Annotated in this window: 19 protein-coding genes; 8 read left to right on the top strand and 11 right to left on the bottom strand. The window is 64.6% G+C overall.

Annotated features, from left to right (window positions below; genetic code table 11):
- The first annotated feature begins 107 nt into the window (after positions 1-107).
- The 6 genes from ACIPZH_RS18650 to ACIPZH_RS18625 all read left to right on the top strand — a co-directional run bounded on the left by ACIPZH_RS18650 (position 108) and on the right by ACIPZH_RS18625 (position 8,309).
- Complete coding sequence (locus tag ACIPZH_RS18650) at positions 108-1,115, top strand: zinc-binding alcohol dehydrogenase family protein (protein WP_400637271.1); 1,008 nt, start codon at positions 108-110, stop codon at positions 1,113-1,115.
- Positions 1,116-1,250: 135 nt separating this feature from the next.
- The gene (locus ACIPZH_RS18645) at positions 1,251-2,390 is read left to right on the top strand and encodes an FUSC family protein (protein WP_400637270.1); all 1,140 of its coding nucleotides are present in this window, start codon (positions 1,251-1,253) and stop codon (positions 2,388-2,390) included.
- Between the two features lie 140 nt (positions 2,391-2,530).
- The gene (locus ACIPZH_RS18640) at positions 2,531-2,701 is read left to right on the top strand and encodes a hypothetical protein (protein ID WP_400637269.1); all 171 of its coding nucleotides are present in this window, start codon (positions 2,531-2,533) and stop codon (positions 2,699-2,701) included.
- A gap of 230 nt (positions 2,702-2,931) precedes the next feature.
- Positions 2,932-5,469 (top strand): HWE histidine kinase domain-containing protein, encoded by a 2,538-nt coding sequence (locus ACIPZH_RS18635; protein ID WP_400637267.1) that lies wholly within the window; start codon positions 2,932-2,934, stop codon positions 5,467-5,469.
- A gap of 191 nt (positions 5,470-5,660) precedes the next feature.
- Entirely contained in the window at positions 5,661-7,034 is a 1,374-nt protein-coding gene (locus ACIPZH_RS18630; protein WP_400637266.1) for an APC family permease, read from the top strand.
- 87 nt (positions 7,035-7,121) lie between these two features.
- Positions 7,122-8,309, top strand: coding sequence for an MFS transporter (locus ACIPZH_RS18625; protein WP_400637264.1), 1,188 nt, complete (start codon positions 7,122-7,124; stop codon positions 8,307-8,309).
- Between the two features lie 42 nt (positions 8,310-8,351).
- Here ACIPZH_RS18625 and ACIPZH_RS18620 read toward each other — a convergent pair whose 3' ends face one another.
- From ACIPZH_RS18620 to ACIPZH_RS18585, 8 genes are all read right to left on the bottom strand, one after another.
- Entirely contained in the window at positions 8,352-9,317 is a 966-nt protein-coding gene (locus ACIPZH_RS18620) for a 2-hydroxyacid dehydrogenase (protein WP_400637262.1), read from the bottom strand.
- A 9-nt stretch (positions 9,318-9,326) separates the two neighbouring features.
- The gene (locus ACIPZH_RS18615) at positions 9,327-10,619 is read right to left on the bottom strand and encodes an MFS transporter (protein WP_241806887.1); all 1,293 of its coding nucleotides are present in this window, start codon (positions 10,617-10,619) and stop codon (positions 9,327-9,329) included.
- Between the two features lie 61 nt (positions 10,620-10,680).
- Positions 10,681-11,631 carry a sugar kinase gene (locus ACIPZH_RS18610; RefSeq protein ID WP_400637261.1) on the bottom strand — a complete coding sequence of 317 codons (951 nt, stop codon included), beginning with the start codon at positions 11,629-11,631 and terminating at the stop codon, positions 10,681-10,683.
- Positions 11,618-12,403, bottom strand: a complete 786-nt coding sequence (locus tag ACIPZH_RS18605; RefSeq protein ID WP_400637260.1) for a sugar phosphate isomerase/epimerase family protein — start codon at positions 12,401-12,403, stop codon at positions 11,618-11,620. The genes ACIPZH_RS18610 and ACIPZH_RS18605 overlap by 14 nt, the downstream gene beginning before the upstream one ends.
- Before the next feature lie 72 nt (positions 12,404-12,475).
- A complete protein-coding gene (locus ACIPZH_RS18600) occupies positions 12,476-13,498 on the bottom strand; it encodes a LacI family DNA-binding transcriptional regulator (RefSeq protein ID WP_400637258.1) in 1,023 nt (340 codons plus the stop codon).
- A 221-nt stretch (positions 13,499-13,719) separates the two neighbouring features.
- Positions 13,720-14,967 carry a c-type cytochrome gene (locus ACIPZH_RS18595; protein WP_400637257.1) on the bottom strand — a complete coding sequence of 416 codons (1,248 nt, stop codon included), beginning with the start codon at positions 14,965-14,967 and terminating at the stop codon, positions 13,720-13,722.
- A gap of 11 nt (positions 14,968-14,978) precedes the next feature.
- Entirely contained in the window at positions 14,979-16,763 is a 1,785-nt protein-coding gene (locus ACIPZH_RS18590) for a GMC family oxidoreductase (RefSeq protein WP_241806881.1), read from the bottom strand.
- A 3-nt stretch (positions 16,764-16,766) separates the two neighbouring features.
- Positions 16,767-17,504 carry a gluconate 2-dehydrogenase subunit 3 family protein gene (locus tag ACIPZH_RS18585; RefSeq protein ID WP_241806879.1) on the bottom strand — a complete coding sequence of 246 codons (738 nt, stop codon included), beginning with the start codon at positions 17,502-17,504 and terminating at the stop codon, positions 16,767-16,769.
- Positions 17,505-17,745: 241 nt separating this feature from the next.
- Between ACIPZH_RS18585 and ACIPZH_RS18580 the strand changes: the two genes are divergently transcribed.
- Entirely contained in the window at positions 17,746-18,597 is an 852-nt protein-coding gene (locus ACIPZH_RS18580) for a LysR family transcriptional regulator (RefSeq protein WP_400637256.1), read from the top strand.
- Positions 18,598-18,692: 95 nt separating this feature from the next.
- The gene (locus tag ACIPZH_RS18575; RefSeq protein ID WP_241806875.1) at positions 18,693-19,688 is read left to right on the top strand and encodes an aldo/keto reductase; all 996 of its coding nucleotides are present in this window, start codon (positions 18,693-18,695) and stop codon (positions 19,686-19,688) included.
- A 63-nt stretch (positions 19,689-19,751) separates the two neighbouring features.
- Here the strand turns inward: ACIPZH_RS18575 and ACIPZH_RS18570 are convergent, their stop codons facing one another.
- Genes ACIPZH_RS18570 through ACIPZH_RS18560 form a run of 3 tightly spaced genes read right to left on the bottom strand, consistent with a single transcriptional unit; the run spans position 19,752 to position 23,915 of the window.
- A complete protein-coding gene (locus ACIPZH_RS18570; RefSeq protein ID WP_400637254.1) occupies positions 19,752-20,810 on the bottom strand; it encodes a lipocalin-like domain-containing protein in 1,059 nt (352 codons plus the stop codon).
- The gene (locus ACIPZH_RS18565; protein WP_400637253.1) at positions 20,800-23,259 is read right to left on the bottom strand and encodes an FtsX-like permease family protein; all 2,460 of its coding nucleotides are present in this window, start codon (positions 23,257-23,259) and stop codon (positions 20,800-20,802) included. The genes ACIPZH_RS18570 and ACIPZH_RS18565 overlap by 11 nt, the downstream gene beginning before the upstream one ends.
- Positions 23,259-23,915: an ABC transporter ATP-binding protein gene (locus ACIPZH_RS18560; protein WP_400637252.1), complete on the bottom strand. Its 657-nt coding sequence runs from the start codon at positions 23,913-23,915 to the stop codon at positions 23,259-23,261. Before ACIPZH_RS18560 ends, ACIPZH_RS18565 begins: the two co-directional genes overlap by 1 nt.
- Positions 23,916-24,211: the final 296 nt, after the last annotated feature.

Raw genomic sequence — 24,211 nt, 5'->3', positions numbered from 1 at the left:
CTGATTTTCACCGTAAAAGTGAAAGTCTTATCCGATTGCCCCTGTTTTTGACTCAACTCAATCCCGATAGCCTGAGCAGCACTCCTTCCCCTAACGAGGTCATGGCAATGAAGGCCATTGTTTTCACCCAACCCGGTTTGCCGATTCAGGACCCACAATCGCTGTACGAGGCCGATCTGCCCAAGCCCACCCCAGGTGCCCGCGACCTGCTGGTCGAGGTCAAGGCCATTGCGGTCAACCCGGTGGACACCAAGGTAAGGGCCTCGCGCAGCGCCGACCAACCCCAGGTGCTGGGCTGGGATGCGGTCGGTATCGTGCGCGAGGTCGGCAACGCGGTGACACTGTTCCAGCCCGGTGACGAGGTGTTCTATGCCGGTGCCATCGACCGCCCTGGCAGCTACAGCGAGTACCACCTGGTGGATGAACGCATCGTCGGGCGTAAACCCCGCAGCCTGGACGATGCCAGTGCCGCAGCCTTGCCGCTGACGTCCATCACCGCCTGGGAACTGCTGTTCGACCGCCTGGGCGTTGAGCAGCACGGTGGCAAGGGGCAAAGCCTGCTGATCATTGGCGCCGGTGGCGGCGTTGGGTCGATCCTGGTGCAGCTGGCCAGGCAGCTCACGCAACTGACCGTGATCGGCACGGCATCGCGCCCACAAACCCAGCAATGGGTCAGCGAACTGGGTGCCCACCATGTGATCGATCACACCGTTTCGATTCCCCAGCAACTGGCAGAACACGCCCTGGAGCCCGTCGATTACGTGATCAGCCTTACGCACACCGACACTTACCTGGCGCAACTGGTGGAAGTGCTTCGGCCGCAAGGCAAGCTTGCGCTGATCGATGACCCCGCCCAACTGGACGTCGTGCCGCTCAAACGCAAGTCATTGTCGCTGCACTGGGAGCTGATGTTCACCCGTTCGCTGTACACGACCGAAGACATGATCAAACAGCATCAGTTGCTCGAGCGCGTGTCGGCCCTGGTCGACGAGGGTGTGCTCAAGACCACCGTGGGCGAGCACTACGGCGCCATCAACGCTGACAACCTGCGGCGCGCCCATGCCCTGCTCGAAAGCGGCAAAGCCCGCGGCAAGATCGTGCTGGAAGGCTTCTGAAGCAGAGGTTAATGGCAACAGTGCAGTACCCCAGGGGGATTAGGTAAACCGACCACTGCCCGCTGCTGGCCTATCCTGTGCTCAGGGGCCAGTGGCAGGTCGCGCCACGCCGTCGAACATGGTCACGGTACTGCAATGTCCGATCAACACTCACCTTGGCACGGCCTGGCGAAATTCTGCCAAGGCATACGTTCGGAGTTCGTCACCCCACAGCGGCTGCCCCAGCGCCTGGTCGACGAGGCGGAAACCCTGCTTTCAGTGCTGTTGGCCATTGCCATGGCGCACTACCTGGGCGTTGCCAATGTCGGCTGGGCAGCGTTCAGTGGGTACATGGTCATGCGCTCCAGCCTGCACGACACTGTCTATCGGGGCGGGCTGAGAATCATCGGCACCGCGGCCGGCGCCATGGCCGCTGCCGTACTCGCGACGCGCACGGGGCTGCCCGGGCACTGGCTTGGCCTGGTCATCGGCCTGGTCGGTGCTGCCACGTTGCTGTGTGCCATCCGCTATGCCCATGGTTATGCGTGGTTGTTCACCGGGCTTACCTTCGCCATGGTGTCTATCGCCAGCCTGCAGGCCGACGACTCCGATACCGTGCTGTACTTCGCCAGAACCCGGATCGAAGAAGTGGCCTGCGGTACCCTGGCCTGCTGGTTCGTGGCGATGCTCTCTGGCCACACAGTGAGGCGCGCGTTGCCTGTCGTCACAGCGCACGCCCCGCTTGCCAAGGCGGCCCTGCCCGCCAAGGTTACCCGCAGCATGCGGGTGCACGCCCTGCAGGCCGGCGTTGCGCTGGCACTGATTCCACTGCTGGGCCAGTGGCTCGCCGTCGAGGGGCTGAGCCAGGCAGCCATTACCATCATGGCGGTGATGATGGTGCCGCCAGCCGCGCTGGTGCCTGGCAGCAAGGCAGTGACCCTGCGCAATATCCATCGCCTGATCGGCTGTGCTGCCGGTGCCGCGTGCGCTTGGCTGGCACTGGGGTTGATGGGTTCGAACTGGCTGGCCATGACCTTGATGATGTCCATCGGGGTGCTGTTGGGCCGGCATATCGAGAACAGCAACCGCTCCTTCGCCTATGCCGGCACTCAGTTCGCGCTGGTGTACCTGGTGGTGATGGTGCCGGACGCCTATGCCGATGCCAGCCCTGCACCTGGGCTGATCCGCCTGGAAGGGATCGTGGCCGGCTTCATCCTGATCGGTGCAGTGCAACTGGCGAACCTGTTGGTCCGCCTGCGTGCGCAGGGCAAAACGGACACCAGATCAGGCAGGTGAACCACCGTTGGCGCCCCGAAGGCGCTCGTTCTGCCAAAGCAGGCGCCAGGATTGCCACAACCAGCGGGCAAGGCTGCATCCCTGGGCCTCAGGCGATAGGGTACGGGGCATCGCGCATCCCAATTGCCAAGGAGGTGGCCATGGCGCTGTTCTGTAGGCTGAGTTTGTTGACCCTGCTCGCGGGCATGCTGCTGGGCGACATCGTGATCGCCTCGGTAGGCCTGCTCGGCGTATGTGGAGCGGCCGTATATCTCGATATCCGCCAGGATGCACCCAATGATGCGCCCAACCCATCGGACTTCCAGGCGTAGGTCAACCCGCCCCGGCGCCCTTGGCCCAAGCCTGCACACCCACGCCATTGCGCCGGCACCCGTTGATGGCAATTTGGGCGATAGCCGCCGAAACCTCTGCAACGCCAAGGTGACTAAGCCATAGGCGCAGGCTAGACTCGCCAGTTAATGCAACTGTGAACACTGCGTTTGCTTGAACATGCTCGGCGGTCACACAGGCAGCCGGTCTTAGCACTGCCGGCGGAAACCCCATGACTTTGCAACCTCACGTCAACTTGACCAATTGCGATCGCGAGCCGATCCAGATACCGGGCAGCATCCAGCCACACGGCTGTCTGCTCGCCTGCGACGCCTCAGCCAGCCTGGTCCTGCGCCACTCGGCAAATACCGCGCACATGCTCGGCGTGGCAGGCGGCGTCAATGGTCAACGGCTGGAGACAATCATCGGCGTCGAGGCAGCCCATACGGTTCGCAACTCACTGGCGCGTGTGAGGGAAGCTTCCCGGCCAGCGCTGTCGTTCGGCGTGGTGCTGGCCTCTGGCAAAGCATTCGATGTATCTGCCCACCTGTTCAAGGGCACTGTCATCCTTGAGTTCGAGCCTGCCAGCCAAAGCATCGCCGAACCAATCGAACTGGTGCGCACGGTCATCGCCCAATTGCGCGAGATCGACCGCTCCGACAGGCTCGTGGCCGATACCGCCAAGCGGGTTCGCGCCCTGCTCGGTTACGACCGCGTGATGATCTACCAGCTGGGCGCCGACGGCGCTGGCAAGGTCGTGGCCGAAGCCAGGCGTAGCGGGCTTGAGAGCTTCCTGGGGCAATACTTCCCAGGCTCGGACATTCCGCAGCAGGCCCGTGCACTGTACCTGCGTAACCCTGTGAGGGTCATTTCCGACGCCAACTTCAAGGCCGTGCCGCTCGACCCGGTACTGGATTTGTCTGGCGAGCCCCTCGACCTCTCCTATGCCCACCTGCGCAGCGTTTCGCCGATTCACTGCGAATACCTGAACAACATGGGCGTGGGCGCATCCATGTCCATTTCAGTGATCGTCGACGGTGCCCTTTGGGGGCTGATCGCCTGCCACCATTACGCACCACGCACGCTGAGCATGGGCCAGCGGGTCGCGGCTGAGATGTTCGGCGAGTTCTTTTCCCTGCACATCCAGACCCTCAACGCCCGCCAAACGCTGGAGGCCGCCGCCCACGCCCGGCAGGTGCTCGACAACCTGCTGCACGATGCGCACCGCACAACGGACATCGACGAACTGCTGCGCGCGCGCTTGCCCGACTTTCAGGGCCTGATCCCCTGCGACGGTATTGGCATGTCGCTGCAAGGCCAATGGACCGTGGCCGGGCTGACGCCGCCAAGGCAGGCGGTACCCGGCTTGCTCAGCTTTGCCGAAGGCGTCGCCGAAGGCCGTACCTGGGCGTCGAACTGCCTGTCGCTGGCGCACCCTGCAGCCAAGGACTATGCCATGGATGTCGCGGGGGTGCTGATCATCCCGATGTCGCAGCACCCACGTGACTACCTCATGCTGTTTCGCAAGGAGGTGGTCGAAACCCTGAGCTGGGCGGGCGACCCCAACAAGACGTACGAAAGCGGCCCTCTGGGCGACCGCCTCACCCCCCGCAAGAGCTTCGCCGTGTGGAAAGAGACAGTCCACCACCACTGCTTGCCCTGGTCAGAGCAGGACCGCCAGTTTGGCGAAGCCATCCGTGCGGCGGTGGTCGAGGTGGCGCTGCATAACAGCGAACTGCTGGCCGATGAGCGTTCCAGGGCGGCTGTTCGCCAGCGGATGCTCAACGAGGAACTGAACCACCGGGTGAAGAACATTCTTTCGCTCATCGGTGCGCTGGTGGCCCACCCCACCTCGGAAAACCAGACGCTCAGTGGCTATGTGGCGACGCTCAAAGGGCGGATCCAGGCATTGTCCCTGGCACATGATCAGGTGGTACGCGGTGACGGTGGCGGCCGCTTTGGCAACTTGCTGGAGGCCGAACTGTCGCCTTACCGCACCAGCGCCGATGCACTGGCGCTCAACGGCCCCGCGCTGCTGCTCGATGCCCGCGCCTATTCGGTGATGGCCCTGGTGCTTCACGAACTGGCGACCAATGCGGCAAAGTACGGGGCCTTGTCCAGGGCGGGCGGTAAGCTGGCCGTCAACTGGGTGGTCGACACGGGCGGGGCCTGTGACATCACCTGGCGCGAGAGCGGCGGGCCAACCGTACGCGCACCGACCCGCAGCGGCTTCGGCTCTGTTCTGATCGAGCGAAGCATCCCGTTCGACCTGGGTGGCAGCAGCACCCTTGAATACAGGCCAGAGGGCCTGCAGGGCTTCTTCCGGATTCCGGCGAAGCACCTGACGCTGGTCGAAGAGCTCGCCAGCGAGACCCCGGCCGTTACACAACAGCAGCCACAGCTAGACTGCAGCAGCCTGGCCAAGGCGCGCGTGCTGATACTCGAAGACCAACTGGTGATTGCGGTTGGCCTTGAGCAGATCCTGGCCGACGCGCAGGTGCAGGGAGTGCTCACCGCCAGCTCTGAAGCCGAAGCCCTGAAGTTGCTTGCCAGCCACACCCCGGATGTCGCAGTGCTGGACATCAACCTGGGCACCGGCACCTCCATTGCCGTGGCCGAAGCGCTGACAAACCTGAATATCCCCTTCCTGTTCGCCACCGGCTACGGCGACAGCATGAACATCCCCGAGCATTTGAAACATGTGCCGGTGGTGCGCAAGCCCTACGACGCAGCCTCGATCCTACACAACCTGGAAAACCTGCTGGCCTAGCGCGCCACTGCGTGCAGGGGCCAGGGTGCGGCCCCTGTTCAGGCTCCCCCCAAAGGGTGATTTCGGGTGCGCCGCGAGTGTGGGAGCATTCCCACGTCCCACCCCAAGCTCTGCCCCTGATCCAACGCCATCAACAGTATCGAGCCTGCTCGCATATTGCGGCGTCCTGCATCCAGAACCAGGAGTCAGCAATGCATACAACAACAAATACAGCCCACCCGCCCCACTCTGCGTCGCACCCCACCGCTTCAGGCCGCTTCAGAAAATCCATGGGCATGACCGCACTGGTGCTGTTCGGCCTCGCCTACATGGTGCCCCTGGCCGTGTTCACCACCTACGGGCTGGTCACCCAGATGACCAAAGGGCATCTGCCCACCGCCTACCTGCTGACCCTCGCCGCCATGTTGCTCACCGCCTACAGCTACGGCCGCATGGTCCAGGCCCACCCCTACTCCGGCTCGGTCTACACCTACACCCGCAAGGCCTTCGGCAGCCACTTCGGTTTCATCGCCGGCTGGACCCTGCTGCTCGACTACATCTTCCTGCCCTTGCTCAGCTACCTTTTGATCGGCATCTACATGTCCGAATACTTCCCGGCGGTGCCCGCCTGGGTGTGGGTGCTGGGCTCGATCGCCCTGGTCACCTTCCTCAACCTGATTGGCATCGAGTCGATCACCCGGGTCAACTGGATACTGGTGGTGGCGCAACTGGTGTTCATCATCGTTTTCGTCGCGCTGTCGGTGCGCAACCTCAGCGAGCAGAGCGCACCGGTGTCATTGCTGGCACCGTTCCATCACGAGGGCTTCAGTGTTCCGCTGATCATGACCGGCGCTGCGGTGCTGTGCCTGTCGTTTCTGGGCTTCGACGCGGTGTCGACCATGGCCGAGGAAACCAGCGAGCCGACCCGGCGTATCCCGCAGGCGATCCTGGCAGTGTCGGTGATCGGTGGCCTGATGTTTTTGCTGGTGTCGTACTGCGCCCAGATGGTCTTCCCCGACTGGGCCTCGTTCGCTGACCCGGACTCCGCCTCGGTGGATGTGATGCGCCATGTCGGTGGCGAGCTGCTGGTGACCGGCTTTACCGCCACCTACGTGGCCGGCTGCTTCGCCTCGGCCATGGTGTCCCAGGCCAGCGTGTCCCGCGTGCTGTTCGCCATGGGCCGCGACGGCGCATTGCCGCGGGCGTTTGGCCGCCTGGTGACGCGAAAGCGCGTGCCAGCCACGGCGATCATGCTGGTCAGCACCCTGTCGCTGGTCGCCCTGTTCATCACCCTGGATACCGTCGCCAACATGATCAGCTTCGGCGCACTGTTCGCTTTTTCGGCCGTCAACCTAGCGGTGGTCAAGCATTACCTCGTCGACCAAAAGCTGCGTGGCACACGCAACTGCCTGCTGTATGGCGTCCTGCCGGCGCTGGGTTTCTTGAGCACACTGTGGCTGTGGAGCAGCCTGTCGAGCATGTCGTTCACCATCGGCCTGTGCTGGATGGCGGCAGGTTTCGTCTGCTTGCTCGGGCTGACCCGCGCCTTTCGGGTGAAGCTGCCCGAGCTGCAGATGATGGACTGATCCACTGCCCGTCGTCCTCGACGCTCAGTGGACGAATTGACTATGATCCCGCGTTGAACGTTTCAGCATGTTTCAATAGGGACCTTAATGTCAGTTCATGAAGTACCGCCAGTCGCCCTTTCCAAAGGCGAAATCGGCAAGATGGAAGCCGCCATGGCCTTGGGCAGTTTTGCCATTGGCACCGGCGAATTCGCGATCATGGGGCTGATGCCGGACATCGCCGCCAACCTGCACCTGAGCGAGCCCCAGGTAGGCCATGCGATCAGCGCCTACGCGCTGGGTGTGGTGGTGGGTGCGCCGGCACTGGCCATTCTCGGTGCCAAGCTGCTGCGCAAGCACATGCTGCTTTTGTTGATGGCGCTGTATGCCATCGGCAACCTGGCCACCGCCTTCGCCCCGTCGTTTGCAGGGTTGGTGGCCTTCCGCTTCATCAGCGGCCTGCCCCATGGTGCGTACTTCGGCATCGCTGCGGTGGTTGCCTCGAGCATGGTACCGAGCAACCAGCGCGCCGGCGCCGTAGCCCGGGTAATGATGGGCCTCACACTGGCCATGTTGCTGGGTAACCCGGTGGCGACATTCCTGGGGCAGTACTTTGGCTGGCGCTCGGCGTTTTTGCTGGTGGGCCTGATCGCCCTGTGCACCATCGCCCTGGTCTGGCACTACGTGCCGCAACGCAGCGATGAAGTACGCAGCGACCCACGCAAGGAACTGAAAGCCTTCACCCTGCCGCAGGTGTGGATGGCGCTGGGCATCGCCTCGATCGGTTTTGCCGGCATGTTCTGTGTGTTCAGCTATCTGGCGCCGACCATGCTGGAAGTGACTCGAGTAGCGCCCCAGTGGATTCCCTTTGGCCTGGCAGCTTTCGGTCTTGGCGGCATCATCGGCAACATTGCCGGCGGCAAGCTGTTCGACCGGCTGCAGTTCCGCGCCGTGGGCATCGTCCTGGTGTGGTCGACCGCCGTGCTGGTGTTTTTCACCTTCGCTGCCCATTCGCTGTGGACACTGTTGTTGGGCATCGGCCTGGTCGGCACCATGATCGCACTGGCCGCGCCCTTGCAGATCCGCCTGATGGACATTGCCCACGAAGCGCCGAGCCTGGCAGCGGCTTCCAACCATGCGGCCTTCAACCTGGCCAATGCCTTGGGGCCTTGGTTTGGCGGCATGGCCATCAGTGCCGGGCTGGGCTGGACCAGCACCGGCTATATCGGCGCCGCTGCGGCGCTGGTGGGCTTGGGGATATACGCGGTGGCGCGGCGCATGAAGGGTGGCCAGTAGCAGGCTGCCTTCCAGTGAGCGCCGCACCGGCGGCGCTCACGTTCAGACCTCATTCACCAGATTCGCCGGCCTGTGCCCCGCCAACGCGCTCAACAGGTTCTCCACCGCACAGCGCGCCATGGCCTCGCGGGTTTCATGGGTTGCCGAGCCGATATGCGGGGTTGCCACCACATTGTCCAGGTGCAACAGGGGCGAATGTGCCGGCAACGGCTCCTGCACGAACACATCCAGCCCGGCGCCGCGTATGCGCTTGGCCTGCAACGCCGCAAGCAGTGCCTGCTCGTCCACCACACGTCCGCGGGCAATGTTCACCAGAATGGCCTCGGGCTTCATCAGCGAAAGCTCCCGCGCACCGATCAAGCCTTCGGTGCTGGCGCTCAAAGGCACCGTCAAACAGACAAAGTCCGCCTCGCTCAGCAGCGCGTCCAGGGTGCGATAGCGGGCACCATAGCGGGCCTCCACCTCTGGTTTGGCCCGCGAACTGTGGTACAGCACGCGCATGCCGAACCCGGCGGCGCCACGCCTTGCCAAGGCCTCGCCAATGCGCCCCATGCCAACGATGCCCAAGATCTTGCCGTGCACGTCACTGCCAAAGTGCGCCGGCCCAATGTTGGCCTGCCAGTGGCCGTCACGTACCCAGCCGGCCAGCTCCACGACCCGTCGGGCAGTAGCCAGGATCAAGGCAAAGCCGGTGTCGGCGGTGGTCTCGGTCAAGACATCAGGGGTATTGGTCAGCATCACACCACGGCGGGTGAGTTCGGCAATGTCGTAGTTGTCGACGCCGACCGAGACACTGGCCACCACTTCAAGCTGGGGCGCCAGGTCCAGCAGGCTGCTGTCCAGCCGCACACTGGCGCCCAGCAGGCCGTGGGCGCCGGGCAAGGCATCGCGCAGCCGGGCCAGGCCGTCACTGCCGGTGGTATCCACCCAGGTCACCTCGACCTGCTGTTGCAGGCGCGCCAGCAGGGCCTCGGGCAGGCGCTTGTAAAGGACGATTCGCTTTTTCATGGCTGTTTCCTATTGGCTCATGGCCAGGCGCTGGCCGCGGGGCTTGGCCTGGCCGGAGGTTTGCGGTGTTTTCAGTGCAGCCGTGAGCGCCACTGCTGTCAGCAGCGCACCGCACATGAACAGGTAAGAAGCGCCAGGGCCACCGGTGGCGCCGTTGAGGTAGCCGACCAGCCACGAGCCGCCGAACGAACCCAGCGCGCCCATGCTGTTGATCAAGGCCATGGCCCCACCGGCCACATTGCTGGGCAGGATCTCCGGCACGATGGCGAAGAACGGGCCGTAGGGGGCGTACATGCAAGCCCCGGCAATCACCAGCAATGCATAGGACGCCCAGAAATGCTCGGTGCCCAACGCGTAGGAGCCATAGAACGCCAGCGCGGCGATCAGCAAGGGCGGCCAGACGAAGCGCTTGCGCTTTTGCAGTTTGTCAGAGGCCCACGACACCCCGACCATGGCCAGCACCGCGGCCAGGTAGGGCACCGAGGCCAGCCAGCCGGCCTCGACGATGTCGACGTTCGCTGCTTGCTTGAGAATCGAAGGCAGCCACAGCACGAAGCCGTACACCCCGATGCTCCAGCAGAAGTACTGCAGTGACAGCACGATGACCTGCGCCGAGCGAAACGCTTCGCGGTAGTTCTTCACCGGTTTGATGCCTTGCTGCTCAGCGGCCAGGGCCTGTTCGAGCGAGGCTTTTTCCTGCTCGCTCAACCAGCCCACCTGGGCTGGCCGATCATCCACCAGGCGCCACCAGATGAACGCCCAGAGCACCGCCGGCAGGCCCTCGATGATGAACATCCAGCGCCAGTCGAAATGCTTGATCAGGTACCCCGAGACCACCGACATCCACAGGATGGTCACCGGGTTGCCCAGCATCAGGAAGGTATTGGCGCGCGAGCGTTCGGCGCGGGTGAACCAATGGCACAGGTACACCAGCATCGCCGGCATCACCGCGGCCTCGACCACCCCGAGCAGGAAGCGGATGCCGATCAGCAGGTAGACGTTGCTGACCATGCCGGTCAGGGTCGCCAGGCTGCCCCAGAGGATCAGGCTGACGAAAATCAGCTTTTTGACGCTGCGTTTTTGCGCGTAGATGGCGCCAGGCACCTGGAAGAAGAAGTAGCCGAGGAAAAACAGCGCACCCAGCAGGGAAGACAGCGCCGGGGTGATTTTCAGGTCATCGGCCATGCCTGAGGCGGCGGCGAAGCCGTAGTTGGCGCGGTCCAGGTACGCCAGGCTGTAAGTGACGAAGACGATCGGGATGATGTACCACCAACGGCGTGGGGCGAGGCTTGTCGATTGCATGATGCGGCTCCTGAGCTTGTTGTTTTTGTAGCAACCGGCCGGCGTACCGGCGATCAAAGTTTCAGGCACTCTTGAGTAACGCGTACGCTTCCAGCTCCCGGCGCAGGGGCAGGCCTTCCATGTCGCCGCGCGATTGCACGGCGCGGCTGCCGCACCAGTTGCCGCGAGCGACCGCCTCGGCCAGCGGGCGGCCTTCGAGCAGGCCACTGACCACGCCAACGGCAAAGGCGTCGCCGGCGCCGACGGTGTCCACCACCCTGGCCACCGGTACAGGGGCGACCTGCCCTTGGCCTTGGGCATTGCGGTAGTAGGCTCCCTCGCCGCCCAGCTTGATCACCACATGCTCGACACCACGGTCCAGGTAGAACGCAGCGATATCTGCCGGGTTTTGCAAACCGGTCAACAGGCGCCCTTCCTCCAGCCCTGGCAGCAGCCAATGCGCCTTCACCGCCAGCGCGTTGACCTCACGAACCATGCTCGCGCTGTCGGGCCACAGCGACGGGCGCAGGTTGGGGTCGAAGGAGATGCTGCGCCCCTTGCTGCGCATGCGTTCGACCAGCTCATGGGCCAGCGCCCTGCAGCCGGCCGACAGCGCCAGTGGAATACCGGTAGCGTGCAGGTGGCGGGCCTGCAGCAACGCCGGGCTGAGCTGCGCCAGCGACAGGTGGCTGGCCGCGGAGTTACGGCGAAAATACTCCACCACCGGGTCGCTGCCGTCATCGCAACGGCCCTTGAGCTGAAAGCCGGTCGGGTGCTGGTCATCGACCTCCACGTGGCTGCAGTCCAGCCCCTCCTGCTGCAGGGTGTCGAGCACGAAGCGGCCGAGCGAGTCGTTGCCCACCCGGCTCAGCCAACGCACCCGAAAACCCAGGCGGGCAAGGCCGATGGCCACATTGCTGTCGGCGCCGGCAATGCGCTTGGTAAATGCCCCTACAGCCGCCAGGTCACCGACCTGCTCGGCAACGAACATGGCCATGGTTTCGCCAAAACACAGAACGTCATGCGTAGGCATGGCTCACCTCCTCGCTTATGGCGATGCGGGCCAGGTTGTTGACCTGGGCGCGGGTCAACGCCAGCAAGTCAGCGCCGGCCAGCGGGTACTCCACGGCGCGCATCAGCCCAGGGGTGAACTCGGCGAACAGTGCCTCCCAAGCCATCAGGTCGCGTGCCTGGGGCACAACGGCTACCAGGCGCCCGCTGGCTTCGCGCTGCACAGCCTTGCAATGCACATAGCGCACCCAGCGGCCAAGCGACTGGGCTGCCTGCGCGGCGGATTCACCCTGCCATTGCCAGTTGCCGATATCGAAGGTCATGCCCAGCGCCAGCCCCTGCTCCTCGCAGCGCTGGAAAAACTGCTGCAGCGGGGCGATGCGCCCACCCTGCACGGTCTGGTCGTTCTCCACCAGCAACAGCGGGTCACCCGGGCGCAGGTGCGCTCGCAAGCCCGCCAGGTCGCCTGCGCCAGGGTAATGCCCCAACGACACCTTCAGCGCCACAGCGCCGAGTGCGCGGGCCAGCGCCAGCTTGGCGGGCAAGCGCGCGTCCAGCTGCCCTTGAGGCGTCCACAGCTCCAGTGGCGAGGAATACAGGCACTGCAACTGCAGCGCGGTGATTGCCGCCGACAGCGCGGTGGCATCCGGCGCCTCGTCGAACAGCTCTTCGCGCAGTTCGACACAGCTCACGCCGGCAGCTGCCAGCATTTCAACGAAGCTCTCCTGGCCACGCTCCCGGACCAGGCTGGCACCGTAGCTGGAAAGGCTGATGGAAACGGGGTTCGCGTGCATTGTTCTTATCCTTATGAAACCGGTTTCATTTATAGGCTGCAGCAATGACCAGCGTCGTTGCCGGCCGTTGCTTCAGTCGCGTGATTGAGTGGAACCTCGGATGATCAACTCTGCTTCGAAGTCCAGGCGCCGGGGCGCCCCGCTCTCCCCGCGCAGGCGGTCGAGCAGGCAGTCGAAGGCGGCCACGCCGATGCGTTGGGTGGGTTGGGCGAGCGCGGTGATGCCGCTGCCAACCAGCGGATACCAGTCCAGTTCGTCCAGCGCAATCAGGCCTACGTCCTGGAACAGGTTGCAACCAGCGTCGTGCAGTACACGGGTCACCGCCAGGGTGGCCACGCCGTTGAAGGTGAAGATGGCCTGCGGGCCATGGCCCTTGCTGGCGAGAAAGGCGTCAAGCCGGGCGTGCAACGCGTTGTCTATTTCCACCAGTTGTTGGCGCATGCCGGCGCGGCGGCTGATCGACGCGGTGAATGCCTGGGTGCGTTCCAGCCGGGAGCTGGTGCCGTCCAGCGGTTCGGTGACCGCCAGGATGTCGCGGTAGCCGCGGGCCTGCAAATGGTCCAAAGCCTGGCCGATGGCGTGGGCGTTATCCAACCCCACCAGGTCGACGTTCAGTTCTGGCAGTTGCCGGTCTACCAGGACCATGGGCATGTCACGCTGCAGGTTCAGCAGTTCGCCGGGGTGATGGCCGAGGGTGTTCACGATCAGGCCCTCGACGTTGTAAGACTGCAGGGCCGCCAGGTGATGGCGCTCTTGCTCGTCGTCGCGGTTGGTGTTGCACACCACGAGGCTGTAGCCGTGCTGGCGGCAGGCGGTTTCAACGCCGTGCATCACCGCGACTGAGTAGGGGTTGAGGATGTCTGCGACCAGCATGCCGATCAAACGCGTCTGGCCACGCTTGAGGCCGCGGGCCATCTGGTTGGGCCGGTAGCCCAGGCGTTCGATGACTTCTTCAAGGCGCTTGGCGGTAGCTTCTGCCAGCAGTTGGCGATCGCCGCCGATGTAGCGCGACACGGTGGCCTTGGAGACGCCGGCAACGCGTGCGACCTCGCTGATGGTCACGCGCTCACGGGAATGGGCAGGCAAATCGGTCATTTCGGTCCCTTGTGATTATTGTCGGTGACGGTGAATGAAACCGGTTTCAATACATCAAAACCACGCGCTTTCGTCACCTACCGTTCGTCGGGATTTTACAGGGGTGCCCCTTTTACGGGGCACCGAGTAATTCAATTTTCAGATCTGAAATCACTCTCTGTCGCTAATGACTTGCCGGGGGTCACCGGCAAGCCGACTCCCACAAAGGGATAGCGCCTGCCCTATCGAATGGCCTTCACATCACTGGCCGAAACAGCGCTGCCCTGGTTACCCCAACTGGTGCGGATGAAGTTCACCACCTCAGCCACTTCCTGATCGCTCAAGCGCCAGCCGAACGCTGGCATGGTGAGGTTCGACGGCGCGGTATGGGTCGCCGGCACCGTGCCGCCTTCGAGCACCACATGAATCAGCGAGGTGGCATCGGCCGTCTGTACCACCGGGTTGCCGGCCAGCGCCGGGAACACCCGGGTATACCCCTGGCCGTCGGTGCGGTGGCAGGCGGCGCAGTTGTCGATGTACACCGCCGCACCCGGCTTGCTGTCATCGCCATTCCACAAAGCCTGTGCCACTTGCTTGTCATACACATGCGGCTGGTCGTCCGGGTCGCTTGCCGGTAGCGTCTTGAGGTAGCGGGCAATGGCCGTCAGGTCGCCATCGCTCAAGTGCTGCATGCTGTGTTCGACCACATCGCTCATGCCGCCGAAAACGGCACTGCGGTCACTGCGGCCGGTTTTCAGAAACTGCACCAGCTGCTCCTCGCTCCAGCTGCCCAGGCCATCCTTGTGGTCACCGCGCAAGTTCTTGGCGATCCAGCCCTCCAGCGGCGCGCTGCCGGCAAGGAACTGCGCGCCATCGGCGGGGCTCAGGGCCTTTTCCTGCATGGTCAGGGCACGCGGGGTATGGCACGCGCCGCAATGGCCCAGGCCCTCCACCAGGTAGGCACCGCGGCTGACCACCGGGTCTGCGCCGGCCGGCGCTTGCCAGGCTTTCACCTCTGGCGCGAACATGCCCCGCCAGATCGCCAGCGGCCAACGCATGCTCAGGGGCCAAGGGATGTCGGTGGCCTTGTTCGGCTGCGCCACCGGTTGCACGCCTTGCATGAAGTAGGCGTACAGCGCGCGCATGTCCTCGTCCTTGACCCGCGCATAGGACGGGTACGGCATGGCCGGGTACAGCGTGCTGCCGTCCTTGGCCACGCCCTTGCGCACGGCCAGGTCGAACTCTTCGAAACTGTACTGGCCGATGCCCGTGGCATCCGGGGTGATGTTGGTGGAGTACACGGTGCCGATAGGGGTTTGCATCGGCAGCCCACCGGCAAAAGGCTTGCCGCCCTTGGCGGTATGGCAGGCCACGCAGTCACCGGCACGGGCCAGGTACTCGCCCTTCTTCACCAGTGCATCGGTGGTTTCCTCAGCCTGGGCAGCCAGGCCCGTGCCCAACAGCAGGGTCGCGATCAACAGTCGTTTCATGCCATCGCTCCTCACGCCTGAACCAGCGGGCCGGGGTTTTTCAGGTACTGCTCGCGGATGGCCCGCGCCGACCAGTAAGTCAGTGCAGCCACCAGGCCGGTGGGGTTGTAACCCAGGCCTTGGGGGAACGCCGAAGCCCCCGGGACGAACACGTTGTGCACGTCCCAGCTTTGCAGGTAGCGGTTCAGGGCACTGGTTTTGGGGTCGGTGCCCATGATCGCGCCGCCGTTGAGGTGGGTGGTCTGATAGTTGGCGGTATTGAAGTGCTCCTGGACCTTCTTGCCGAGCACAGCGATCGTTTTCGGGTTCATCGCCTGGGCGATCTTGCTTAGCTTGTCGACCATGAACTGGTTCATCTTGATGTCGTTTTCCTGCCAGTCGAAGGTCATGCGCAGCAGCGGCTGGCCGTAGGCGTCACGGTAGGTCGGGTCGAGGTCCAGGTAGTTGCCACGGTAGGACTGGTGCGCGCCGTGGGCGTCCATCGACACCTGGTGGGTGTAGTAATCGGCCGTGGCCTTCTTCCAGGCACTGCCCCACGCGGGCGTGCCCGGTGGGTTGGCAACACCGGCAATCGGCCGGCTGCCGGCCTGGTTGACCCACATCGGCGAGCCGCCGACGAAACCGTGCGGCCCATGGTCGAAGTTGTCGGCGTTGAAGTCGTCGATCGCCACACCGTTGCCACCGGCGCCGATGAAGTTGTTGGTGTAGGTGTCCTTGTCGAAGAACGCTTTCACCGTGCCCATGTTCTGGTAGGCGAAGTTGCGCCCCACGACCCCTTCGTTCTTGATCGGGTCATAGGGTTTGCCGATGCCCGACAGCAGCATCAGGCGCACGTTGTTGAACTGGAACGCGGCCAGGATGACGATGTCCGCCGGCTGCTCTACTTCCCGCCCCTGGGCATCGATGTAGGTCACGCCGGTAGCCTTGCGCTTGCTGTCGTCCAGGTTCACCCGCAGCACGTGGGCATTGGCCCGCAGCTCGAAATGCGGCACCTGGCGCAGCGCCGGCAGGATGTTCACGTTGGGCGAGGCCTTGGAGTACATGTAGCAGACGTACCCGCTGCAGAAGCCGCAGAAGTTGCACGGCCCCATCTGTGCGCCATACGGGTTGGTGTAGGGGCCCGAGGTGTTGGCCGAAGGCAGGTTGTAGGGCTTGTAGCCCAGGCTGGCGGCGGCCTTCTGGAACAGCTGCGCCGACACCACGTTCTTCTGCGACACCAGCGGGAAGGGGTTTGAGCGGTCTGGTGCATAGGGGTTGCCGCCCTTGCCTTCGCCGACCACCTTGCCGTTCACGGTCCAGGCCTGGCCCGAGGTGCCGAAGACCTTCTCGGCGAAGTCGAAGCAAGGTTCGAGCTCCTCGTAGCTCACGCCAAAGTCCTGGATGGTCATGTCTTCAGGGATGAAGCGTTTGCCGTAGCGCTCTTCGTAGTGGCTGCGCATGCGCAGTTCCATCGGGTCTACCCGAAAATGCACGCCGGACCAGTGCAAGCCCGCGCCGCCCACGCCCTTGCCGGGTAGGAAGGCACCGAGCTGGCGGTTGGGCAGCGCGACATCGTGGACGCTGTGGCGGATGGTGACGGTTTCCTTGGAGACATCCACGAACAGCTTCTTGCGCACGCTGTAAGTCAGCTCATCGATGACCTGGGGGTAGCTGCCCTCGGGGTAGGTGTCCTGCATCGGCCCGCGCTCCAGCGCGACCACCTGCAGCCCGGCCTCGGTGAGTTCCTTGGCCATGATGGCGCCCGCCCAGCCGAAACCGACGATCACCGCATCGACCTTCTTCATTGCATTGGCCATGCCTTACGCCCTCTCGCCACGAATCGATACTGCCGGGAAGGGGTAAGGCTCGTTGCGCTCGGCCCAGTCCATGAAGTCTGCGCGGGCACCTGGGAAGCCGATTTGCGTCCAGCCGACCATGCCCTTGTTGCCACCGTGAATCGGGTCACAGAAGAACCCCTCGCGGGTGTTCTGCACCAGCAGGCTGAAAAACACCTTTGCCGGCAATTGGTCGAAAACGATCTCACCGGCTTCGATCTTGCCAAGAACCTTGTCTCGGGTAGCGCTATCTTGCTCGGCGAAAGTTTTGCCGCTGGCATTTTTGCACCAGGCGTCCGCAGCGGCGATGCCCAGACGGTAGATTTGCTGTGGGCTCAGTTGCAGCTGATAGCCAAGCTCCGGCGCGGCGTCGGCCTTGAACGGGCCTTGCATGTACCACTGGGCACCTGTGGCATAGGGGGTGTTCATCTGGCGGTCGATAAATTCGGCGGCGCCTGCTTCGAGTGCGCCGGGGCCCAGTTCGTCAGCGGGGATGATGCGCGACACCGCCGCCTGCACGAAGGCCCATTCCTCAGCGGTGAAGAACGTCGGCTGGTAATGGCCAGCGGGTGGTGTCGCGGGCACCTTCGGTTCGCGGGCCGGCTGGGCCAGCAGTTGGCCGGCACCCAGGCCGGTGCTGGTCGCCACGGTGACCACGGGAATCAGGGTCAACGTTTTGCGCAGGAAGTCCCGGCGCGGGTTGTCGGGGGCATGCTCAGGCATTGCGAGTCCTCATCAGCATTGGGCGGCCTTGGGTTGCGCCGTCTGGGTTTCGGTCAGGGAGAGGCCCTGATAAACCGCCTAATCTAGCTGGTTCGGAAACATTTTGAAACCGGTTTCATATCACTTGCATGGGCCTTGGCCACCCGCGCAGGCCCCCTCGCGCAGGCGTCTGGCGGGTGAACGCGTGCCCACAGAATGACCTGACGGCTTTATCATGGGGCCCCCTTACCTGAGGCCCGCCATGTTCGATTGGGAAGATCTGCGCCATTTCTCTGCCTTCATCAGCGAAGGCTCGCTCTCGGCTGCGGCCAAGCAATTGGGCGTCGACCACGCCACCGTGGCCCGGCGCATCGCCGCGCTGGAAGCTGCGCTCAACCTAAAACTGGTCGACCGCCGCCCCAGGGCCTATGTGCTGACCGAGCAGGGCCGCCGCGTGGGCGAATATGCCGAGCAAATGACCCAGTCGTCTTTCGCCCTCGAACACTTCGCCACGGCGGACCAGCAACAGGTTGCAGGCGACGTGGTGCTGGCCGCCCCGCCCGCGCTGCTGGGCAGCATCATCGCCCGGCGCCTGGGCGAGTTGTGCAGCCGCTATCCGCAGCTGCGCCTCAAACTGGTCGGCAGCAAGTCCCGGGCCTCGCTGGCACGGCGCGAGGCTGATATCAGCATCACCTTGGCCAGGCCGAGCGAACCGACGCTGGTGGCCAGCCTGCTCGGCCACCTGGATTACCGCCTGTATGCCGCCCCCGGCTACCTGCGCAGCACCAGCGCGCCACGCTACATTGGCTACGACCAGTCCCAGGCCAAGTCGCCGCAGCAGCAGTGGTTGCTCGCGCAAACCCACCATCAAACCTTTGTCTTGCAAAGCAACGACCTGCGTATCCAGGCCCAGGCGGCGGCCGGCGGCATCGGCATCGCCTGCCTGCCGGCGTTCATGGCCCAGGAGCATGGCCTGCAGGCCATCGGGGAAGAAACACAAACCATGAGCATCGAAATATGGCTGGCCGTGCATGAGGACGTGCGCAATACACCACGCATCAAGGCCGTCACCGACTTTTTGCAGCAACAGGTCAAGCCCCTGCTGCGCTTGTGAATTTCTGCAGAGCTCGCCTGCAGCGATACGGGATTTCCGCAGGGCCATAGCCCCGCTAAGCTTCACCCATCGCAAACGACCACGAGGAGAAGCGGATGCAGTACGTCAAGTTGGGCAACACCGGCCTGGATGTCTCGAAACTGTGCCTGGGCTGCATGACCTTCGGCGAGCCGGGCGCCGGCACCCACCCCTGGACCCTCGGCGAAGACGACAGCCGCCCGATCATCCGCCACGCCGTGGAGCAAGGCATCAACTTCTTCGACACCGCCAACAGCTACTCGGCCGGCACCTCGGAGCTGATCCTGGGCAAGCTGCTGAAGGCGTTCACCCGCCGCGAAGAAACCGTGATCGCCACCAAGGTGTTCTTCCCGGCCAACATGTGGGAAGGCAGCACCCGGCCCAACGAGCAAGGCCTGTCACGCAAGGCGATCATGGCCAATATCGACGCCAGCCTCACCCGCCTTGGCACCGACTATGTAGACCTCTACCAGATCCACCGCTGGGACTACCACACGCCCATCGAGGAGACCATGGAAGCGCTGCACGATGTGGTCAAAGCCGGCAAGGCGCGCTACATCGGCGCCTCCTCGATGTATGCCTGGCAGTTCGCCAAAGCCCAGCAGGTGGCAGCCAGCAACGGCTGGAGCCGCTTCGTGTCGATGCAGAACTACCTCAACCTGATCTACCGCGAGGAAGAGCGGGAAATGATCCCGCTGTGCCTGGACCAGGGCGTGGGCCTGATGCCGTGGAGCCCGATGGCCCGCGGCCGCCTGACCCGCCCGCATGGCCAGCAGACCGAGCGTACCCGTACCGACATTTCCGGCCAGTCGTTCTATGAAAGAACTGAAGTGGAAGACGGTCGGGTGATCGATGTGGTCGAACAGATAGCCGGCGAACGTGGCGTGCCCATGGCGCAGGTGGCGCTGGCCTGGGTCCTGGGCAAGCGAGGGGTTTCGGCGCCGATCGTAGGGGCATCGAAGGTGGCGCACCTCGACGATGCGATTGGCGCGCTGCAGTTCGAGCTCAGCGCTGAGGAAGTGGAGCGCCTGCAAGCCCCGTACGTGCCCCATGCGGTGACGGGCTTCAAGTAGGCCGGTGAAGTCCCACCTGTGGCAATCCGATGCCCGCACAGCACTGCGCTGCCAGTGCGGGCCTCAGTAACCCGTCATCTCCAGATACCCACGGCCCTTCTCGCCCACACGTACCGGGCCCTCCCAATAAGGGAAGCGTGTGCCCATCCAGGCTTTGGGCTCTAGCGCATCCACCTCGACATCCACCTGCACCGCTGGCACTTTCACCCGCCAGCGGGTGGGCACCTTTTTGCCATTGTCTTGCCGCGTCCAGGCCAGCGGTGCCAATTCGATCTGCCCGCCCTGCAGCGCCCGTACCTGCCCCTGGGCATCGACCCAGGTGCCCGCGCGGTAAGGCGGCCCTTGATCCTCGCGTACCTGGAACAGCATCAGCTTGGCGCCCGTATCCAGGTGCAGGGAAAACCAGTCCCAGCCACTTTGCCCGGCGGCCAACGGCTGGCTGCTCCATTCCCGGTCAAGCCAGGCCTGCCCTGTGACGGCGACACGCTGCCCCGCTCGCTCGACCTCTCCACTGACCCTGTAGAACGGCTGACTGTAGTAGTACGACGCCTGGCCCTTGCCGGATTTTTCGCTGTAGCCCTGCACCCCGTGCAGCAGCAGCGGCTGATCGCTGGTGAGGGCCAGGTCATAGCCAAACCCCTCCCCGCTGGCACGCATCTGCAGGCGCTCGACACCGGGCTTGCCCAGCAGCGACCAGTCGTTGATCCACGCCCGGAACGGTTGCGCCTCGACGCCAGCCTGGCCGATGCCACCGCGCGCCAGGGTTTCACTGACCTGATGGCCGCCCGGGCCGGTCAGCGCGGCGTGGCCCATCCACAGGTTGGGGCTGTTCCAGTTCCAGGTCTCAGGCCCGGGCCGCAAGGCCGAGCGGAACAACGTCCATTGCACGCCCCAGTCACGGCCCTGGGCATCGCGCAGGTTGGCGGTGACGTACCACCATTCGATACGAAAGCCCTCGTGCGCGCCATGGTCACGGGGGAATGCCAGCGCATGCCCCGGTACCACCTGGGCGAACGCCGCCGCATCCTCACCCAGGCCCGCAAAGCTCTTGGCTGCTGGCGCAGGCGGGTCGCAGCCGGCCAGCAGCAGGCATGCCATCAACAGCCACGTTTCAGCTTTCATCGGCAAATTGCCTCAACAGTGCGCTTGGCTGGCTGCGTGCCAGCTGCCATAACGGCCAGGCGCTGGCCAGCAGGCTGGTCAACAGACCCAATACGGCCAGTTGCACCAGCTGCCCGGTAAATACATGCCAAGGCAGCCGCCAGCCGAAAGCCTGCACGTTCACCACCGCCACCAGGCACCAGGCCAGCAGCAGGCCCAGGGGTATCGCCAGCAGCACGGTGAAGCAACTGAGCATCAGCGTTTGCCCCAGGCTCAGCCAGGCCAGCCAGCGCCGTGGCACACCCAACGCCCACAACGGCGCCAACTGCCCCAAACGGCGCTGGCTCAAGGTCAGCTGGCTGATGAACAACGCAACGCCGGCAACCCCTAGCGTCAGGCTGTTCAATGCCGCCGTGACCGCGAAGGTGCGGCTGAACACCTCGCTCGACCAGGCTTTGAGGCGGGCCTGCTCCACCACCTGATTGTCATCCAGGGCATAGCGTCGTTGCAGTTCATCCTTCAGCCCAGCTACCCGTTCAGGCGGTACCAGCAGGCTCAAGCCGGCCAGGCTGGCCGCTGGTGCATGCCTGCGCAACCAGTCAGCGTTGACCAGCACATGGCCCTTGGGGTTGCCATAGTCGGCATAGATGCCCACCACGGCCATGGCCTGCGGTGGCTCGCCAGGCAACTGCAGGGCCTGCCCTACAGCCAGGCCAAGGCGACGGGCCAGCTGCTCGCTGAGCATCGCACCACGGCCGTCGGCCAGCGCCTGCCAGGCGCCCGGTGCCTGCTGCAGCAATGGCCAGTGCTGACGATAGAAGCGGTGATCATCCACCCCCTGTACCTGCACCGGCCACTGCTGCAGGCGCCAGTCCACCCGCCAGCTGGGCAGCACCGCGCTGACGGTACGGTCTGCCCGCAAGCGCGCGTAGATCTGCTGCGCCTGCGCGCTGTCGCGGGGCGTGACGTACACATCGGCGGCCAGGCGCTGGTCCAGCCAGCCGATGAAGGTGCGGCGAAAGCCTTCGGTCATGCCGCCGACCCCCACACTGGCGGCCAAGGCCAGCAACAGCGCCATCAATGCCAGGCTCAAGGCCGGCAGTTGCTGACGGCTGTCGGCAACGAACCACTGCGCCAGCGGGCGCTTGCACACCCGCGCCAGGCCGCCGAGCAAAAGCGCCAGCAACCCCGGCAACCACAACGCCGCCGCCAGCAGCAAAGCGGCCAGCATGCCAAACGCACTGGGCAGCCCCTGACCCAGGTAGCCGCAGCCTGCCGCCACCATCAGCAGCACCGCGCCAGCGCCACCCTGGCGCCGCAACCAAGGTACTTGCGCCAGGCGCCAGGCCTGGGGCTGCGCCAAGGCCAGCAATGGCAGGCGCGCCGCACGCAGCAGGCTGTCGAGCCCCGCCAGCAGTGCGCCGAACAAGCTGACGGCAATGCCTGCCAGCCACCAGTGCGCCGGCAAGTGCAATTGCCCTGCCACCTGGGCCCCATAAAGCCCGCGCAGGCTGGAGGCGAAATCAGGCAGCATCAGCGCGGCCAGCAGGTAGCCTGCAGCCACGCCCGCCACACCACCCAGCAGCGCAAACAACCCCAGCTCCAAGGCGAGCGCTGTCAACAGCACCTTCAGGCTCACACCGCATGCGCGCAAGGTGCGGATCAACCCGCGGCGCTGCTCCAGCGCCAGGCCGATGGCAGCATGGGCAATGAATAACCCCACCACGAAGGCCAGCAGGCCGAGGGCGGTGAGGTTCAGGTGAAAGCTGGCGGTCAGCCGCTGCAGGTCGGCATCGTCGCCGGGCGGCTGCAGCTTCAGGCTGGCGGCGATGTCACTCGGCAGTGGCCGATCACTGTCGCTGAGCAGCCACGACAATTGCCCGGGGGCATTGAGCAAGTCCTGCGCCTGGCCGATGTCGACCACCACTACACCCGGTGCCAGCTGCGCGTGCAAGGTAAGCGGCGGCAGTACCTGCCCGTCCACCGTGCTGACCTGATCGCCGGGCTGGCGGCCCAGCTGGCGCAGCGTGTCCGGGCCTACCCACGCTTGCCCCGGCGTGCCCACGAACGCCTGCACGTCAAAATTCTGCACATCGGCACCGGCCACGGCCATGCCCGGCAACAGGCCAAGCGGCTCGATGCCGATCAGCCGCAACGCGACCTGCTGCTGCCCCGCCAGGCGCAGGCGCCCTTCCAGCACGGGCGTCACCGGCCAGCCCAGCCTGCGCAATTGCACATACAACGCCTGGTCGAACCGCTGCCCCGAGCGTGCTACCAGTTGTGGGCGGGCAGGCCCGGCGAGCACTGCACTGGCTTGTGCGTAGTCGTTACGGGCCTGGGTGTTGAGCGCCTGAACGCCGCTCCACAGCGCCGTGGCCAGCCACAGCCCGGTGAAGATGCTGATGCACTGCAGCCGGTGGCGCCACCAATGGCTGCACAGGGCCTGCAAGGTGATCCGTAAACTGTTCATCACCCCTGCACCCGGCCCATCTGCAGCATGCAGCGGCGCTGCAGCCTGGCGGCCAGGCGCTGGCTGTGGGTCACCATCAGCACGCTGCTACCCGCCTCGTGCACCAGTTGCAGCAGCAGCGCCAACACCTCGTCGCTGCTGGCCTCGTCAAGGCTGCCGGTGGGCTCGTCAGCCAGCAGCAGTAACGGCCGGCTGGCCAGCGCGCGGCCGATGGCAACGCGCTGCTGCTGCCCGCCAGACAGTTGCTCCGGGTAACGTTGCAGCAATGGGGCCAGCCCCAACCGGCTGGCCAAGTGGGTCACCCAGGCCGGGTCTTGGCGCCCCGCCAGGCGCGCTTGGAAGGCCAGGTTGGCCGCCACGTCCAGGCTGCTGATGAGGTTGTACTGCTGGAACACCAGGCCGATGCTCTCGCGCCGCCAGCGTGCCAAGGCAGCTTCGCCGCGGTTGTCCAGTGGTTGGCCATCGATCAGAATGCGCCCGCTGTCGGCGCGGTCCAGGCCTGCCAGCAGGTGCAGCAAGGTGCTCTTGCCGCTGCCCGACTCGCCCATCAGGGCCAGGCTGCTGCCACGGTCCAGCGTCAGGTCCACCCCGCGCAGCACCTCCAGAGGGCCTTGGGCGGTGGCGAATGACTTGCGCAGGTTTTCGACGACCAACATTAGCTTGGGACCTTGTTTGGGGGGCAACAGTAGGCATAGCTGCAAACGCCGCTTTGGGGCAACTGTTTGCACCGTTTTCACTGGCCTCATCGCCGGCAAGCCGGCTCCCACAGGGATCTGGGCTGCCTTCAGGAAGCTGGACACCAATCCAATGCCCTGGGCAGTCCAGGTACAGCACAGAGCTCAAGCACTGCGCGGACCTGGGCTGCCTTCAGGAATCTGGACACCAATCCAATGCCCTGGGCAGTCCAGGTACAGCACAGAGCTCAAGCACTGCGCGGACCTGGGCTGCCTTC

It is taken from the genome of Pseudomonas sp. NPDC089758 (assembly GCF_044748705.1).
GTDB lineage: Bacteria > Pseudomonadota > Gammaproteobacteria > Pseudomonadales > Pseudomonadaceae > Aquipseudomonas > Aquipseudomonas putida_X.
Note: the sequence above shows the minus strand (reverse complement) of the source record. Positions and strands in the feature narration are given on the sequence as shown.

Coding starts and splice junctions, on each gene's coding strand:
- ACIPZH_RS18580 (WP_400637256.1), top strand. CDS start 17,746: ATGTTCGATTGGGAAGATCTGCGCCATTTCTCTGCCTTCATCAGCGAA.
- ACIPZH_RS18640 (WP_400637269.1), top strand. CDS start 2,531: ATGGCGCTGTTCTGTAGGCTGAGTTTGTTGACCCTGCTCGCGGGCATG.
- ACIPZH_RS18650 (WP_400637271.1), top strand. CDS start 108: ATGAAGGCCATTGTTTTCACCCAACCCGGTTTGCCGATTCAGGACCCA.
- ACIPZH_RS18605 (WP_400637260.1), bottom strand. CDS start 12,403: ATGCACGCGAACCCCGTTTCCATCAGCCTTTCCAGCTACGGTGCCAGC.
- ACIPZH_RS18570 (WP_400637254.1), bottom strand. CDS start 20,810: ATGAAAGCTGAAACGTGGCTGTTGATGGCATGCCTGCTGCTGGCCGGC.
- ACIPZH_RS18645 (WP_400637270.1), top strand. CDS start 1,251: ATGTCCGATCAACACTCACCTTGGCACGGCCTGGCGAAATTCTGCCAA.
- ACIPZH_RS18575 (WP_241806875.1), top strand. CDS start 18,693: ATGCAGTACGTCAAGTTGGGCAACACCGGCCTGGATGTCTCGAAACTG.
- ACIPZH_RS18635 (WP_400637267.1), top strand. CDS start 2,932: ATGACTTTGCAACCTCACGTCAACTTGACCAATTGCGATCGCGAGCCG.
- ACIPZH_RS18565 (WP_400637253.1), bottom strand. CDS start 23,259: ATGAACAGTTTACGGATCACCTTGCAGGCCCTGTGCAGCCATTGGTGG.
- ACIPZH_RS18625 (WP_400637264.1), top strand. CDS start 7,122: ATGTCAGTTCATGAAGTACCGCCAGTCGCCCTTTCCAAAGGCGAAATC.
- ACIPZH_RS18600 (WP_400637258.1), bottom strand. CDS start 13,498: ATGACCGATTTGCCTGCCCATTCCCGTGAGCGCGTGACCATCAGCGAG.
- ACIPZH_RS18630 (WP_400637266.1), top strand. CDS start 5,661: ATGCATACAACAACAAATACAGCCCACCCGCCCCACTCTGCGTCGCAC.
- ACIPZH_RS18615 (WP_241806887.1), bottom strand. CDS start 10,619: ATGCAATCGACAAGCCTCGCCCCACGCCGTTGGTGGTACATCATCCCG.
- ACIPZH_RS18595 (WP_400637257.1), bottom strand. CDS start 14,967: ATGAAACGACTGTTGATCGCGACCCTGCTGTTGGGCACGGGCCTGGCT.
- ACIPZH_RS18620 (WP_400637262.1), bottom strand. CDS start 9,317: ATGAAAAAGCGAATCGTCCTTTACAAGCGCCTGCCCGAGGCCCTGCTG.
- ACIPZH_RS18560 (WP_400637252.1), bottom strand. CDS start 23,915: ATGTTGGTCGTCGAAAACCTGCGCAAGTCATTCGCCACCGCCCAAGGC.
- ACIPZH_RS18590 (WP_241806881.1), bottom strand. CDS start 16,763: ATGGCCAATGCAATGAAGAAGGTCGATGCGGTGATCGTCGGTTTCGGC.
- ACIPZH_RS18585 (WP_241806879.1), bottom strand. CDS start 17,504: ATGCCTGAGCATGCCCCCGACAACCCGCGCCGGGACTTCCTGCGCAAA.
- ACIPZH_RS18610 (WP_400637261.1), bottom strand. CDS start 11,631: ATGCCTACGCATGACGTTCTGTGTTTTGGCGAAACCATGGCCATGTTC.